The sequence below is a fragment of the Streptomyces sp. NPDC008313 genome (genome assembly GCF_042956125.1).
GTDB lineage: Bacteria > Actinomycetota > Actinomycetes > Streptomycetales > Streptomycetaceae > Streptomyces.
In genome coordinates, this window is record NZ_JBIBFR010000022.1 from 103,951 (window position 1) to 119,820 (window position 15,870).

Genomic DNA, 15,870 nt, shown 5'->3' on the forward strand with positions numbered 1-15,870 from the left:
CGGCGCGACACCCCGCTCAGGGAGCCGACGTCACCACCGCCGCCTGCGGCCGGATCGGCAGCCGGTTGACGGGCCGTCCGGTCGCCGCGCGCACGGCCGAGGCGACGGCCGCCGGGGACGTGACGACCGGCACCGCGCTGACCGCCTTCGCACCGAACGGGGCGACCACGTCGCGTTCCTCGACGAGCTTGACGATGCGGATGTCGGGGGCGTCGAGAGCGGTCGGCAGGGCGTACCCGGTGAGGTCGGGATGGCGGACGAGCCCGCGGGCCGTGCGCAGGTTCTCGGTGAGCGCGGCGCCCACGCCCTGGGTGACGCCCGCCTCGATCCGGGCGGTGAGCTGCGCGGGGTTGAGGACGCGCCCCACGTCCTGGGCGAGCGCGAGTTCCACGACCCGTACGGAGCCCAGTTCGATGTCGACGTCGACGACCGCGCGGATCGCGCAGAAGGCGAGGCCCACGAAGGCGTCGCCCTGGCCGGTGGCGTCCAGCGGCTCGGTCGGGTGCGGGCGGCACTGGGCGGTGGCCCACAGTTCCTTGCCGTCCATCGCCTCGGTGACGGTCGTCGACAGGACGCCGTCGTACGAGGTGATCTTGCCGTCGGTGATCTGCAGCAGCTCCGTGGACATGCCGAACTTGTGGGCCAGCGGCTGCAGGAGCTGGGTGCGGACCATCTTGGCCGCGCGTTCGACCGCGCCGCCCGAGACCCAGGTGTGCCGGCCGCGGCAGCTCGGCCCGGCGGGCGGCTGGTCGGTGTCGACGGGGGCCACGTGAATCTCGTCGATGCCGAGGGTCTCCTGGACGATCTGGCGGGCGAGGGTGGTGAAGCCCTGGCCGGTCTCCACGGCCGCGCAGAGCACGGTGGCGACGCCGTCGTGAACCTTCACGGTGGCCGTGGACACCTCGTCCGTGCCCTCCGCGCCGAGCATGTGGACCATGCCCAGGCCGTAGCCGACGCCCCGGCGCACCGCGCCCGGCTCGCCCGCGCCCTCGGGGCCGCCGGGCAGCAGCCACTCGTCCTCGGAGGTGTCCTTGGGCAGCGCGGGCAGCGGGAAGTCGCGTACGGCCTGGAGGAGTTCGGCGACGGGGGCGGGGCAGGTCACCGTCTGGCCGGTGGGCAGCACGTCGCCGGTGGCCATGACGTTGCGCAGGCGCAGCTCCGCCGGGTCGACGCCGAGCTTCTTGGCCAGCTTGTCCATCTGCGCCTCGTAGGCGGCGCACACCTGCATGGCGCCCTCGCCGCGTACGTGGCCGGAGGGCGGGTTGTTGGTGCGGACGGCCCAGCCCTCGATGAAGGCGTTCGGCACGACGTACGGACCGCAGGCGAAGGAGACGGCGGCGGCCAGCGACTCCGCGGAGGTGTCCGCGTAGGCGCCCGCGTCGAGCAGGATCTGGGCCTCGACCTTGACCAGCCTGCCCTCGGCGTCGGCGTGGTGGCGGTAGCGCAGCAGGGTGGGGTGGCGGTGCGCGTGGCCGAGGAAGGACTCCTCGCGGGTGGCGGTGAGCTTCACCGGGCAGCCGGTCTTGAGGGCGAGCAGGCCGAGCGGCAGCTGGAAGCCCTGGTCCTCCCGGTCGGCGGTGGCGCCGGGCACCCCGGTGACGACGACCTTCACGCGGTCGGGTTCGAGGCCGTAGCAGGCGGCGGCCGCGTCGCGGTCGGCGTGCGGGTCGGTGGAGGCGGTGTACAGCTCCACGCCGCCGTCGGGGCGCGGCACGGCGAGGCCCGCCTCGGCGCCGATGGGGGCGGGGTCCTGGCGGCCGATGCGGTACTGGCCCTCGACGACGATCTCGCCGGCCGCCTCCGGGTCGCCGTGGCGCAGCGGGATGTGCCGGATCAGGTTGCCGTCGGGGTGCAGGGGCTCGGCCTCGAAGGACCGCTCCGGGTCGGTCACCGCGTCCAGTACCTCGTACTCGACGATGACGGCGGCGGCGGCCATCCGGGCGGTGTCCGGGTGGTCGGCGGCGACCGCGGCGATGGGCTCACCGTGGTGGCGCACGACCTCGGAGGCGAACACGGGGCGGTCGGCCCTGCCGCGGCCGTGCAGCGCGACGCCGGGCACGTCCTCGTGGGTGACGACCGCCCGTACGCCGGGCATGTCGCGCGCGTGGCTGGTGTCGATGGACACGATGCGCGCGTGCGGGTGCGGTGATCTGAGGACGGCGGCCCACAGCAGGCCCTCGGCCCAGAGGTCGGCCGCGTACGGGAAGGTGCCCTCGGTCTTGGCGCGGGCCTCGGCGGAGGGCAGGGAGGTGCCCAGGCCGTGCGGCGGCGGTTCGGGGGCGGGCGCGGGCGGGGCGGCGGGTGCCGGGGTCGCGGTGGCGGTCTCGTTGCTCACGCCTGGCCTCCGTCCTGGCCGTACGACTGCTCATGGGCTTCCGCCCGGTGCGGGGTGTGCGGTCCGCCCGTGTCGTCGGCGGGCCCCGCGGAGGCGGCGGGGTCGCCGCTCTCGGTGCCGGAGTGCGCCTCGCGTCCGGCGACGACCTCGCGGACGGCGTCCAGGACGCCGCGGTAGCCGGAGCAGCGGCACAGGTTGCCGCAGAGGGCCTGGCGGGCCTCCAGCTCGGTCGGCGCCGGGTTGCCCTCCAGCAGGTCGTGCACGGTCATGGCCATGCCGGGGACGCAGAAACCGCACTGGACCGCGCCGCACCGGGCGAGCGCCTGCTGCACGTCCGAGGGCCGGCCGTCGGTGGCGAGGCCTTCGACGGTGCGCACCTCGCTGCCGGCGGAGGTGACGGCGGGCACCAGGCAGGACGCCACGAGACGTCCGTCGACCTGCACGTTGCACGCTCCGCACTCGCCCTGCGAGCAGCCGTCCTTGGCGCCCGCGAGGCCGAGCCGCTCCCGCAGGACGTAGAGCAGCGACTCGCCGATCCAGGCGTCGGTGACGGGCCGGTCGGTGCCGTTCACCCGCAGGACGTAGGAGGCGAGGGGGTGCTCGTCGCCGTGGGGGGCGGAGACGGCCTCGGCGGCGGGGTCGGCGCCGGCCGCCGGGCCGGCGGCTTCGGTGGCGTCGTCGTCACCGGAGGCGCCCTCGGAGGCCGCCTCGGGGGCGCCCTCGTGGGCGTCGTGAGCGTCGTGAACGGTCCCGGGTGCGGCGGGCGCCCCGGGGTGCTCCTCGGCGGCCGGTGCGGCCACCGGGGTCCCCGCGCCGGGACCCGCGCCCTCGTGAGCGGGCTCGACGGCCTCCTGGGGGGCCTCGCCGGGCGCGTCCGGGCGGGCGTCCGCCGGGAACTCCCCAGGAGTCTCGCCGGGCCGTCTCGGCCGCTCGGCGGTCCAGGGCTCCCCGATGCTCTCCCCGTGCTCCGCGTGGCCCGTGTGCTCCACGTGCCCCGTGTGCCCGGCGTGCGGCTCCTGCCCGTGCGGTACGTGCCCGGCGTGCGGTACGTGTTCGGCGGGCTGGGTGTGCTCGGTGGGCTGGGTGTGCTCCGTCGGCTCCGTCGCCCAGGGTGCGGAGGCTCCGCCGGGGAGCGTGGCGGGAGGCGTGCCGCCCCACTGCTCGACCAGGGCCGACGTGGTGAACTCTCCCGATTCGTCCGGAAGGTCGCCCCCGGCCACGGGGATCGACCACTGCCCGGTCACGTCGTGACCCGCACCGGCCCCCGCGCCCGTGGCGGGCCCCTCCTGGGAGGCGTCCCCGAACTCCCAGTGACCGGTGGCCACCGGGTCGTAGGAGAACCCGCCGCCGTGCGTGTCGCCCTGGGGCGCCGTGTTCGGGTCGGGCCACTGGACGGCGTCGGCGGGCACCGCCCAGGTGCCCGTGGCGGCCGGGTCGGCCGCCTGGGGCGGGGCGGGCGCGACGGTGATCTGCGGCGGCACGTACCCGTGGCCGGGCGCGGCCAGCGGGCTGGCGTCCCGCTCCGCGAGGAGGGCGTCGATGCCGCCCTCGGGAAGCTGTACGAAGGTGGTGGCGCCGTCGTCGTAGTCGCCCTGCGGCAGCGGCTCCCAGGCACCGTGGGTGACACCGGGGGTGCCCCTGGGGGGAGTGTGCTCCCCGTGCTGGTCGTCGGTCACGACAGTGCCCTCCCCAGTGCTCGTCGGGCCAGCGCGGCGACGGTGCGCCGCAGGTGCAGTACGCCGGCCGGGAGCGGCTGCACGGAGCCGTCCTCGCCCGGTACGGGGTCCGGGATGCAGGCCGCGGCCACGTACTCGCCGAAGGCGCTGAGGGCCTCGGGCACGAGGGCGCGGTTGTTGTCCCAGTCGATCAGCCGGGCGACCCACTCCTCGGCGTCCAGGGGCCGCAGCGGCATCGGCGCGATGGCGCCGACTGCGCAGCGCACCCCGCGCCGGGCGGGGTCGAGGACCAGCGCCACGGAGGCGGTCGCGCGGCCGGGTCCGGTCCGCCCCGTCGCCTTCAGGAAGACCTGCGGGGCGTGCAGCAGCGGCACGCGCACGTAGCCGATGAGCTCGCCGCCGCGGAGCATCTCCACGCCCGCGAGCAGATGCGAGACGGGGACCTCGCGGCGGGCTCCGCCCGGCCCCGCGACGATCACCGTGGCCTCCAGGGCGGCCAGCACGGGCAGCGCGTCCCCGGTGGGCGCGGCCGAGGCGATGTTCCCGCCGAGCGTGCCCGCGTTGCGGATCTGCGGCGGGCCCGCGGCGCGCGCGGCGGCGGCGAGCGCCGGGATGAGCGCCGCGAAGTCGGGACGCCCCATGCGCGCGTGGGTGAGGCCGGCGCCCAGCAGGGCGTGGCCGTCCTGGTACTGCCAGCCGCGGATCTCGCTGATGCGGCCGAGGCCGACGAGCGCGGCGGGCCTGAGCTGCCCGGAGTTGACGGCGGCCATGAGATCGGTGCCGCCCGCCACGGGGACGGCGGCCGGCATGGCGGCGAGTGCCGCCACGGCCTCGTCCAGTGAGCCGGGCAGCGTGACGGCCTGCGCCGCCTGCGGTGCGTGCGTGGTCAAAACCGGCTGCCCCTTCCCGCTGCCCCACCTGGTCCCGCCTGTGCTGCCGTACGGTACGTGCTGACAGGGCGGACGTGGCAACTCTGGCACATCTTCCCCGCCCCCCGACGCGGGGGTCCGCTAGGAGGCATTCGCCCCCCTCACCAGGGAGATGGTCCGTTTTCGCACGGCATCACCGGTGAATCCCCCTTACCCCTCCTCCGTGCGCCTCTGCGGGCCTTTTGCCTGACAGGGGCGCGGTGGGGCCACGGTCCCAGGGCCCGCACCCCGGGACACGCCACTCCCGGGCCGCCTCACACGTTCGGGGGCGGTCCCTCGATCGGGCGTCCGAGCACACCGGGCCGCCGCTGCCACGGACGGGGCCCCGCGGGCGGACGGTAGGCCACGCCCAGGGCGTCGAGCCGCGCGTAGTGGGAGCCCATCCGGCGCTCGAAGTCCGCGAAGTCCCGCGCCGCGGGCGGCGGCAGGGTGCTCCAGGCGACCTCGGCGAAGGCGGCGAGCCGGGGGAACGTCTGGTAGTCGACGCGGCCCTGGTCCTCCATCACCTCGGTCCAGACGTTGGCCTGGGCGCCCAGGACATGCCGCGCCTCCTCGGGGGTCAGCTCGGGCGGAACCGGTTCGAAGCGGTAGACGTCCTCCAGGGTGCGGACGAACCCGATGGGGACCGGTTCGTCCTCGCCCGCGTGCTGCCGGTGGTCCAGATACACCTGCTGCTCGGGGCACATGACGACGTCGTGGCCCGCCCGCGCGGCGGTGATGCCGCCCCGGTAGCCGCGCCACGACGACACGGCGGCGCCCTCGGCGAGCCCGCCCTCCAGGATCTCGTCCCAGCCGATCAGCCGGCGGCCGCGCGCGGTCAGCCAGGTGTCGAAGTGCCGGACGAACCAGGCCTGGAGCGCGTCCTCGCCGTCGAGCCCGAGTTCCGCGATGCGCGCCTGCGCGACGGCCGACGCCCGCCACTGGTCCTTGGCGCATTCGTCGCCGCCGATGTGCACGAACACCGAGGGGAAGAGGCCGAGGATCTCCTCGAACACCCCCTCGTAGAAACGCAGGGTGTCCTCGGTGGGGGCGAGTACGTTGCGGGAGACGCCCCAGGTGTCCCAGACCGAGAGCGCGGCGGTGTCGACGACATCGGTGTTGCCCAGGTGGGGATAGGCGGCGATGGCGGCCTGCGAGTGACCGGGGACGTCGATCTCCGGGACGACGGTGATTTGCCGTGAGGCGGCGTAGGCGACGATCTCGCGGATGTCGTCCTGCGTGTAGAAACCGCCGTGCGGTTTCTCCTCCCACAACGGTGAGGCGCGGTGGCCGAATTTCGTGCGCGCCCGCCACGATCCGGTCTCCGTCAGCTTCGGGTAGCGCTTGATCTCGACGCGCCAGCCCTGGTCGTCGGAGAGGTGGAAGTGGAGGACGTTGAGTTTGTGCGCCGCCAGCAGGTCGATACAGCGCAGGACCCCGTCCTTGGGCGTGAAGTGCCGTGCCACGTCGAGCATCAGGCCGCGCCAGGGAAATCGGGGGGCGTCCTCGATGACCTGCTGTGCGATCACGTACGTGGCGTCAGGCCGCACCGGGGCCCGCCGGAAGGCGTCCGGGCCGAGCAGCTGACGCAGGGTCTGCGCGCCCCAGAAGACGCCGGCCGGGCCGCCTCCCCGGATCTCCACCCCCCGGCCCCGGGAGGCGTCGAGCCGGTACGCCTCGGGTTCCAGCGTCTCGTCCAGGTACAGCCGTACGGCGTCGGAGGCGTCCTCGGGTCCGGCGCGGAGCGGCAGGCCGAGGGCCGCGCCGAGGGTGGATCGCAGCCAGCGCTCCGTGGCTCCGGTGCCCTCGGCGGCCCACAGGGTGGTGTCGTGCCCGAGCGGGACGGTGCGCCCCGGGAGGCCCTCGGCGGCCCGCGGCGCGGGAATCACGTCGGTCATGCCGGCCACGCCGGCCGGATCGGTCGGGTCGGTCACGTCAGTCCTTCACCGCGCCGCCCAGTCCCGAGACCAGACGCCGCTGTACGAGTACGAAGAAGACCAGCACCGGGATCGTCATCACCGTGGACGCGGCCATCACGCCGCCCCAGTCGGGATCGTCCGGCTTGTAGAAGACGAGCAGGGCCATCGGGAGAGTGGACTGCGAGGTGTCGCTGATGATGAACGACTTGGCGAACAGGAAGTCGTTCCAGGTGGAGATGAAGGAGAAGACACTCGTGGCCACCAGCCCGGGGAAGACGAGCGGGAAGAGGATCTGCCAGAGGAATCGCGCACGGCTCGCCCCGTCGATGTGGGCGGCCTCCTCCAGCGCGTCCGGAACGGCCTTCACGAAACCGCGCAGCATCCAGATCGCGAACGGAAGCGAGAAGGCGATGTGCGGCAGGATCAGCGATCCCAGAGTGTTCAGCTGCCCGAAGTCCCGCATGAGGAAGAACAGCGGAATCGTCAGCGCTTCCACGGGCACCATCTGGGCCACCAGGAACATGATCAGCAGGGTCGTGCGGAACCGGAAGCGGAACCGTGTCACGGCGGTCGCCGCGAGAAACGCGATGAGCGCCGAGACGATCACCACGGACCCCGCGACGACGAGGCTGTTGACGAAGTAACGGCCGAATTCCTGTTGCTGGAAGACGCGCCGGAAGGAATCCAGGGAGGGCGAGAGCGTCCACGGGCGGGGCTCGGTGGACTCGATCTCCCCCGCCGGTTTGAAGGCGCTCAGCACCATCCAGTAGAGGGGGAAGGCGACGACGACCGCGATCAGCAGCGCCGACGCCTCCGCCGCCAGCCGCCACGGACGGCGCACACGCGCGCGTGGAAGATTCACAGTTCCTCCCCCTGCCGGCGCAGCAGCCGCAGGTAGACGAGGGTGACGGCGAGCAGGATCAGCAGCATGACGACGCCGATCGCCGAGCCGAGCCCGTACTGCGAGGCGGAGAACGCCTTCTGGTAGGCGTACACGTTGAGCACCATGTTCTGTCCGGCGATGCCGCCGCCGCCCGTCATCACGTAGATCTGCGTGAACACCTTGAAGTCCCAGATCACCGACTGGATGGTGACGACCACCAGGATCGGGCGGAGCATCGGCGCGAGGACCGAGCGCCAGGTCCGCCACTGCGAGGCACCGTCCAGGGACGCGGCCTCCAGCACCTCGGCCGGTACGGCGCGGATGCCCGCGTAGACGGTGACCATCACGAACGGGAAGGAGCACCAGACCACTTCGAGCAGGACGAGGGCGAAGGCGCTGTACCGCCCGTACGTCCAGGAGTGGTCGCCGAGGCCGAGGACGCGGTTGGCGGGTCCGAAGTCCGGGTCGAACAGCAGCAGCCAGACCGTGGATCCGGTGACCGCCGGGGTCGCCCAGGCGCCGAGCGCGGCCAGCATCAGGGCGAGCCGCGGCACCGCCCGTACGCGGGTCAGCAGCACGGCGAGGGCGCAGCCGACCGCGAGGGTCGACACGACGCAGGCCGCCGCGAAGACCAGGGTGGCGAGCAGGACCTGCCAGAACTGGTCGTCGGCGAAGAGGTCCGTGTAGTTCCCGAACCCCTGGAAGGTGACCGGTTCGCCGCCGCTGACCTGGGCCTGGGTGTACTCCAGGAAGGAGATCAGGCCGAGCTGGTAGACGGGGTAGACCAGCAGTCCGGCCAGGACGACGAGGGCGGGGGCCAGGTACAGCCAGGGGGTCGCGGCCCGGCCCCGTACCGGTGCCGGGGTGCGGCGGCCCCGGCCGCCGCGGCGGGGCCCGTGCGGCCCCGCCGGTGCCTTGCCCACCGCGCCCTCCGGCCCGGTGCGTCCGGGGGCGGCCGCGGTGTCGTGCGTGGTCATCGGCTCAGCCCGCGGACGCGAAGGCGTCGTTCATCTTCTTGGCCGCGTCCCTGGAGGCGGCCTTCACGTCCTTCTTGCCGCTGACGACCTCCTGGAACATGGTCGGCAGCACCTGCGAGGCGTCGATCTGCGCCCAGGCGGGCGAGGCGGGGACGAACTTGGCGCCCGCGGCGAGCGTCTTGACGAAGGGCGCGACGAAGGGCTCCTTCTCGGCGACGTCGTCGCGCACGTCGGTGTAGGTGGGCAGGAAGCCCATGGCGTCGAAGAGTTCGGCCTGGGTCTTCTTGCCGGCCAGCCGCTCGACGAGGTCGACGGCGAGGGTGCGGTGCGAGGTGCTCTTCAGGACGCCGATGTTGTTGCCGCCCGCGAACGCCGGGGCGATGTCGCCCTCCTTCATGCCCGGCAGCGGCACGACGGCGTACTTGCCCTTCACCTTGCCCGCCTCGACGGCCTGGTGGCTGAAGTCGCCGCCGATGGCCATGGCCGCCTTGCCGGAGGCGAAGGCGGTGACGGTGTCGTTGCCGCCCATCCCGGCGCACTTGGCGGCGGGGCAGTTGTCGTCGCCGAAGAGCGAGGTGTACGCCTTGATGCCCTTCCGGGCCGCGGCGCTGTCGATGGTGGAGGCGTACGATCCGCCCTTGCCCTCGGCGAGTTCACCGCCGTTGGCCCAGATGAACGGCATCGCCCCGTACGTGTAGGCGCCGCCGACCGCGATCCCGTACAGGTCCGGCTTGGCCTCGTGGACCTTGTGGGCCGCCTCGATCAGCTCGGCCTGTGTCTTCGGGGCGTCGATGCCGACCTCCTCGAAGACGTCGGTGCGGTAGTAGAGGGCACGGACGCCGACGAAGTACGGGGCGCCGTAGATCTTGCCGTCGACGGTGACGGACTGCCGGGCGGTCGGGTCGGTGTCCTTGGACTCCTTCCAGTCCGTGAACTCCTCGGTGATGTCGGCGAGTCCGCCGTCCTTCACGTACCCGGCGGTGTCGGTGTTGCCGAACTCGATGACGTCCGGGGCGCTCTTCGGGTCGTTGAAGGCGGCCTTGACCCGCTGGGCGCGGGTCTCGACGGGGATGTACTCGACCTTGACGTCCGTGCCGTCGTGGGCCTTCTCGAAGGCGGCCACGGCCGCGTCCACGACCTTCTGCTTCGGCTTGTTGTTGACCTCCTGGAAGAGCCAGACGCGCAGGGTGCCGCTCTTCTCGTCCTTGCCGGAGGAGGTGTCCGAGGACTGGGGGGCGCAGGCGGTGGCGGTCAGGCCGGCCAGGGCCAGGGCCGCCAGCGGAGCGGTCATTCGGGCAGAGAGCTTCATCGAGCATCCTCCGAGGCGTTGCAACATATGCAATAGGGGTTTCGCTCTGCACAACACCCCGGAGGCTATGGAGTACATGAACATGCCCACAAGAGGTCTCAACCACTCTGTGACCCCAGGGCGCGCGCCGACGCACTCCGTGCAACGCTCGGCGTTTCGGCCACCCGGAAGACAACCGGCGAGCCGGGCATTTACCGGCCGTCCGGGCATACGCGCCCGCCGGGACCGGCCCGCGCTCCCCGCGTCCGCGCACGACAAAGCCGCGGCACCCCGTCCGAGATGCCGCGGCGAAGCCCAGGGGCTACTTCTTGCCGTCCTTGCCCTTGTCCTTGTCCCCGCCGGAGCTCATCGACTCGTAGATCTCCTTGCACATCGGGCACACGGGGTACTTCTTGGGATCGCGGCCGGGGACCCACACCTTGCCGCAGAGGGCCACGACGGGCGTGCCGTCGAGGGCGCTCGCCATGATCTTGTCCTTCTGGACGTAGTGCGCGAAGCGCTCGTGGTCGCCGTCGCCGTGCGACGTCTTCGGCGTCGGCTCCACGAGGGTTCCCGTCCCGGTACCTCGCTCGGGCTGGGTCTCAGGCTCAAGAGTGCTCATAACCGCAAGGGTACTGAAGCGCGCGGCCGTCGGGCACGGCAGCCGGACGCCGCCGCGGAGCACGGGCGGGGGCGCGGGCGGGGCGCCGCCCGGGGGACGGTGCCGTCAGTTGAGGGAGGCGTCGTCCGGGTACGTGGCCACCATCGCCAGTTCGCTGCGCTGGCGGCGCAGCACCTCCCGCCACAGCCGCTCCGGGGCCGGGCAGGACACGTCCCCGGGCTCCGACTCGACGACGTACCAGGCGCCCTCGGCCAGTTCGTCCTCCAGCTGGCCCGGCCCCCAGCCCGCGTATCCCGCGAAGATCCGCAGCGAGCCGAGCGACGCGGCGAGCAGCTCCGGCGGCGCCTCCAGGTCGACGAGGCCGATCGCGCCGTGCACCCGGCGCCAGCCGAGCGGGGCGCGCTCACCGGCGGTGGTGCCTCCCGGGACCACCGCGACGCCGAGCGCCGAGTCGAGGGAGACCGGGCCGCCCTGGAAGACGACGCCGGGCTCACCGGCGAGCTCGGCCCAGCCCCGCAGGATGTCACCGACGTCGACCGGTGTCGGACGGTTCAGGACGACGCCGAGAGAGCCCTCCTCGTCGTGGTCGAGGAGCAGCACCACCGCGCGGTCGAAGTTCGGATCCGCCAGGGCGGGCGTGGCCACGAGCAGCCGCCCTGTGAGCGAGGACACCTCGGTCATGCCAGACATGATCCCGCATCTTCCGCGCGGCCGGGGTGCCAATGGGCGCAGCCGGGGGCCCGCGGACACGAATTCCACGAGTCGCCTGGCGGGGCCGCGTACGGAGGTGACGGCGGGAGGCGGGCGGGCTCGGTGGGGCGGCACGGGCGCGGCGGCGCCGGCGGTGACCCGGTGTGTCCGGTGACGCACCGTTCGTGTTGTGGCCGGCCTATGACATGACTGGGTGGTCCCTGGGCTTACTCCAGGAGGGTGTACGGCCATTACCCTTGCTTTTCGGCTCCCGCAGAACTTGCCTGCCGATGCACACGCCTGCCCAGGGCACAGCCCTGCGGCCGGCGGCACGACTGCGCGAGGCGAAACGACTGCGCGACACACACGACAGCGCAGGACACAGCAGCGCAGGACACACAACTGCCCGACTCACCGGAACGCGAGATACATGACCGTCAACGGCTCTGATGACGTACTGCTTGTCCACGGCGGCACCCCGCTCGAGGGCGAGATCCGGGTTCGCGGTGCGAAGAACCTCGTGCCGAAGGCCATGGTCGCCGCGCTGCTCGGCAGCGCTCCGAGCCGGCTGAGCAATGTTCCGGACATCCGTGACGTGAGAGTCGTCCGCGGGCTGCTGCAGCTGCACGGCGTGACGGTGCGGCCCGGCGAGGAGCCCGGCGAGCTGGTGCTCGACCCCTCGCACGTGGAGAGCGCCAACGTCGCTGACATCGATGCCCACGCCGGTTCCTCGCGGATCCCGATCCTGTTCTGCGGCCCGCTGCTGCACCGCCTCGGGCACGCGTTCATCCCCGGCCTGGGCGGCTGCGACATCGGCGGCCGGCCGATCGACTTCCACTTCGAGGTGCTGCGGCAGTTCGGCGCGCGGATCGAGAAGCGCGCGGACGGCCAGTACCTGGAGGCCCCGCAGCGGCTGCGCGGCACCAAGATCGCCCTGCCGTACCCGTCGGTGGGCGCGACCGAGCAGGTGCTGCTGACCGCCGTCCTGGCGGAAGGCGTCACCGAGCTGTCCAACGCGGCCGTGGAGCCCGAGATCGAGGACCTCATCTGCGTGCTGCAGAAGATGGGCGCGATCATCGCGATGGACACCGACCGCACGATCCGGATCACCGGTGTCGACTCGCTCGGCGGCTACACCCACGCGGCGCTCCCGGACCGTCTGGAGGCCGCCTCCTGGGCGTCCGCCGCGCTGGCGACCGAGGGCAACATCTACGTGCGCGGCGCGCAGCAGCGCTCGATGATGACGTTCCTCAACACCTACCGGAAGGTGGGCGGCGCCTTCGAGATCGACGACGAGGGCATCCGCTTCTGGCACCAGGGCGGCCAGTTGAAGTCCATCGCGCTGGAGACGGACGTCCACCCGGGCTTCCAGACCGACTGGCAGCAGCCGCTGGTCGTCGCGCTCACGCAGGCCACGGGCCTGTCGATCATCCACGAGACGGTGTACGAGTCGCGGCTCGGCTTCACCTCCGCGCTCAACCAGATGGGCGCGCACATCCAGCTCTACCGCGAGTGCCTGGGCGGCTCGGACTGCCGCTTCGGCCAGCGCAACTTCCTGCACTCCGCGGTGGTCTCGGGCCCGACCCGGCTCCAGGGCGCCGACCTGGTCATCCCCGACCTGCGCGGCGGCTTCTCGTACCTGATCGCCGCGCTCGCGGCACAGGGCACGTCCCGGGTGCACGGCATCGACCTGATCAACCGCGGCTACGAGAACTTCATGGAGAAGCTGGTCGAGCTGGGCGCGAAGGTCGAGCTGCCGGGCAAGGCGCTGGGCTGACCCGGCCGGCCCGGACCGCGTCCGAGGCCGTCCCGCACCGCGTACGACGACGGGGCGGCCCCCTGGTGAGAGGGGGCCGCCCCGTCGCGTTGCCGGGCCTGGTGCGCCGTCCGGCGGCGCACCGGCACGAGGCGTGGGCCTACTTGCCCTTGGCGGCTTCCTTGAGCTTGCTGCCCGCCGAGACCTTGACGCTGTAGCCCGCCGGGATCTGGATCGGGTCGCCGGTCTGCGGGTTGCGCGCCGTGCGAGCGGCACGGTGGGTGCGCTCGAAGGTCAGGAAGCCGGGGATGGTGACCTTCTCGTCGCCCTTGGCGACGATCTCGCCGACGGTCTCGGCGAACGCGGCCAGAACGGCGTCGGCGTCCTTGCGGGTCACCTCGGCGCGGTCGGCCAGCGCGGCCACCAGCTCACTGCGGTTCATGTTGTTACTCCCGTGTTCTTCTTGCCGTTGAGGCGTGCCACGCGGCAGAGCCGCACGTTGGATGCGGCGAAGCCGATGTTGCCAGGGCCCTCGGTCGGTCCCGGACCCGGGTCCGTCGCCGGACCCTCGCGCCCGAAGAGGCATCCTGCCCCCACCTGCGGCGGTAAAGCCAATCCGGCACCCTTGAGGGTCACACGAACACCCCTGGGAGTCATACGAACACCCGGGGGAGTCGCCGGACGCCCGGAGGGGTCGCGCGGAGACCGGTGGGAGTTACACGGAAAGCGCCACTGCCTCGGTGGTGACGCTCCGTCCGCTCCCGCGGCGGGACAGCGAGGCCTGAGCCTGGCCGCCACCCTAGAGGGCGGCCGAGGACCCCACGGCCCGCGACGCGCCGTGCGCGGGCCGCCGTGGCGGCTGTCACAACCGGCGCGCCGGGCGGTACCGCACAGCCCTGCGAACGCTTCCGGTACCCGCGACGGCCGGTCCCACACCTCGGCCGCCGCCGGCCGGACGCGTCTCACACGGAGGTGGCGGACGCCGCGCTCCCGGACTCGGTGACCCCGGCCGCCTTCGCGGCGGTGCGGACCGCTCCCGCCACGGCGCCGGCGACCTTGTCGTTGAAGACGCTCGGGATGATGTAGTTCGGGTTCAGCTCGTCCTCGGTCACCACGTCCGCGAGGGCGGTCGCGGCGGCCAGCATCATCTCCGTGTTCACCGTGCGCGACTGGGCGTCCAGGAGGCCGCGGAAGACGCCCGGGAAGACCAGCACGTTGTTGATCTGGTTCGGGAAGTCCGAGCGGCCGGTGGCCACGACCGCCGCGGTCTGGCGGGCGACCGCCGGGTCGACCTCGGGGTCCGGGTTCGCGAGCGCGAACACGATGGCGCCGTCGGCCATCGCGGCCACGTCGTCGCCGTCGATGACGTTCGGCGCCGAGACGCCGATGAACACGTCGGCGCCGCGCACGGCCTGCTTCAGCGTCCCGGTGAGGCTCTCGGGGTTGGTGTTGTCGGCGATCCAGCGCAGCGGCGAGTCCGGCGCGGCGTCGACGAGGTCCTCACGGTCGCAGTGGACGACGCCGTGGATGTCGGCGACGACCGCGTTCTTCACTCCGGCGGCGAGCAGCAGCTTGAGGATGGCGGTGCCGGCGGCGCCCGCGCCGGACATGACGACGCGGATGTCGCCGATCGCCTTCCCGGCCACCCGCAGGGCGTTCGTCAGGGCGGCGAGGACGACGATGGCGGTGCCGTGCTGGTCGTCGTGGAAGACGGGGATGTCGAGGGCCTCGCGCAGCCGGGCCTCGATCTCGAAGCAGCGCGGCGCGGAGATGTCCTCCAGGTTGATGCCGGCGAAGCCCGGGGCGATGGCCTTGACGATCTCCACGATCGCGTCGGTGTCCTGGGTGTCCAGGCACAGCGGCCAGGCGTCGATGCCCGCGAACCGCTTGAAGAGGGCCGCCTTGCCCTCCATGACCGGCAGCGCGGCCTTCGGGCCGATGTTGCCGAGGCCGAGGACGGCGGAGCCGTCCGTCACGACCGCGACGGAGTTGCGCTTGATGGTGAGGCGGCGGGCGTCCTCGGGGTTCTCGGCGATGGCCATGCACACGCGGGCCACACCCGGCGTGTAGATCATCGAGAGGTCGTCACGGTTGCGGATGGGGTGCTTGGACGCCATCTCGATCTTGCCGCCGAGGTGCATGAGGAACGTACGGTCGGAGACCTTGCCGAGCGTGACGCCCTCGATGCCGCGCAGCTGCTCGACGATCTCGTCGGCGTGCGAGGTGGAGGTGGCCGCGATGGTGACGTCGATGCGGAGCTTCTCGTGGCCGGACGCCGTGACGTCGAGGCCGGTGACCGAGCCTCCGTTGGACTCGACGGCCCCGGTGAGCTGGGAGACCGCGGTTCCGCTCGCGGGCACCTCCAGCCGGACCGTCATCGAGTAGGAGACGCTGGGCGCCGTTGCCATGGCCGACTTCCTCTGCTTTCACCGTGTGTCGCTGGTACGCCGTGGCACGCCGTAGCGCGCCCCTGGCGTCGTCCGATCGTCGCACCTACCGCGCAGTACGCGGTAGCCGCCCCGGATTGCGAACGTTTTGTTCGCGGCCCGGCGGCCCGCACGTGACCGCGATTTCGGAAAACATATTCCACCATGCGAGAAGGGACCGCAAGGCGGGCGGAAACCGGGGCGGAACGGGGGCGGAACGGGCCGGGACCGGGGGCGCGGGGGACCGTGCGAGCACCGGAGCGGCGGGCACGCGGAAGAGGCCCACGTCACGTGTGACGTGGGCCTCTTCCGTAGGTCAAGTGACACCGACCCGCCATGCTCGCCTCGCGGCAAGTGGTCGCTCGTAGCGACGAAGGTTGGGCCCGGGGG

12 protein-coding genes are annotated in these 15,870 nt (G+C 72.7%); 1 reads left to right on the top strand and 11 read right to left on the bottom strand.

Annotated features, from left to right (window positions below):
• Positions 1-16: 16 nt before the first annotated feature.
• The 9 genes from ACFY93_RS26625 to ACFY93_RS26665 form a co-directional block, all read right to left on the bottom strand.
• Positions 17-2,335 (bottom strand): molybdopterin cofactor-binding domain-containing protein, encoded by a 2,319-nt coding sequence (locus ACFY93_RS26625; protein WP_391363536.1) that lies wholly within the window; start codon positions 2,333-2,335, stop codon positions 17-19.
• Entirely contained in the window at positions 2,332-4,011 is a 1,680-nt protein-coding gene (locus ACFY93_RS26630; protein ID WP_391363538.1) for a 2Fe-2S iron-sulfur cluster-binding protein, read from the bottom strand. Before ACFY93_RS26630 ends, ACFY93_RS26625 begins: the two co-directional genes overlap by 4 nt.
• A complete protein-coding gene (locus ACFY93_RS26635) occupies positions 4,008-4,901 on the bottom strand; it encodes an FAD binding domain-containing protein (protein WP_391363540.1) in 894 nt (297 codons plus the stop codon). Before ACFY93_RS26635 ends, ACFY93_RS26630 begins: the two co-directional genes overlap by 4 nt.
• Before the next feature lie 293 nt (positions 4,902-5,194).
• A complete protein-coding gene (locus tag ACFY93_RS26640; protein WP_391363596.1) occupies positions 5,195-6,817 on the bottom strand; it encodes a family 20 glycosylhydrolase in 1,623 nt (540 codons plus the stop codon).
• A gap of 37 nt (positions 6,818-6,854) precedes the next feature.
• Positions 6,855-7,700 (bottom strand): ABC transporter permease subunit, encoded by an 846-nt coding sequence (locus ACFY93_RS26645; RefSeq protein WP_391363542.1) that lies wholly within the window; start codon positions 7,698-7,700, stop codon positions 6,855-6,857.
• Positions 7,697-8,698, bottom strand: coding sequence for an ABC transporter permease subunit (locus tag ACFY93_RS26650; RefSeq protein WP_391363544.1), 1,002 nt, complete (start codon positions 8,696-8,698; stop codon positions 7,697-7,699). Before ACFY93_RS26650 ends, ACFY93_RS26645 begins: the two co-directional genes overlap by 4 nt.
• Positions 8,699-8,702: 4 nt before the next feature.
• Entirely contained in the window at positions 8,703-10,007 is a 1,305-nt protein-coding gene (locus ACFY93_RS26655) for an extracellular solute-binding protein (RefSeq protein WP_391363546.1), read from the bottom strand.
• A gap of 301 nt (positions 10,008-10,308) precedes the next feature.
• Positions 10,309-10,608 (bottom strand): DUF3039 domain-containing protein, encoded by a 300-nt coding sequence (locus ACFY93_RS26660; protein ID WP_391363548.1) that lies wholly within the window; start codon positions 10,606-10,608, stop codon positions 10,309-10,311.
• Positions 10,609-10,713: 105 nt separating this feature from the next.
• Complete coding sequence (locus ACFY93_RS26665) at positions 10,714-11,289, bottom strand: YqgE/AlgH family protein (protein WP_391363550.1); 576 nt, start codon at positions 11,287-11,289, stop codon at positions 10,714-10,716.
• A gap of 439 nt (positions 11,290-11,728) precedes the next feature.
• Here ACFY93_RS26665 and murA point away from each other — a divergent pair, with 439 nt between their 5' ends.
• On the top strand, positions 11,729-13,075 hold the full coding sequence (murA, locus tag ACFY93_RS26670) for a UDP-N-acetylglucosamine 1-carboxyvinyltransferase (protein WP_391363551.1): 1,347 nt from the start codon (positions 11,729-11,731) through the stop codon (positions 13,073-13,075).
• A 139-nt stretch (positions 13,076-13,214) separates the two neighbouring features.
• Here the strand turns inward: murA and ACFY93_RS26675 are convergent, their stop codons facing one another.
• A complete protein-coding gene (locus ACFY93_RS26675) occupies positions 13,215-13,496 on the bottom strand; it encodes an HU family DNA-binding protein (RefSeq protein ID WP_007382399.1) in 282 nt (93 codons plus the stop codon).
• Positions 13,497-14,016: 520 nt separating this feature from the next.
• Positions 14,017-15,462: a malic enzyme-like NAD(P)-binding protein gene (locus ACFY93_RS26680; RefSeq protein WP_391363553.1), complete on the bottom strand. Its 1,446-nt coding sequence runs from the start codon at positions 15,460-15,462 to the stop codon at positions 14,017-14,019.
• Positions 15,463-15,870 lie beyond the last annotated feature (408 nt).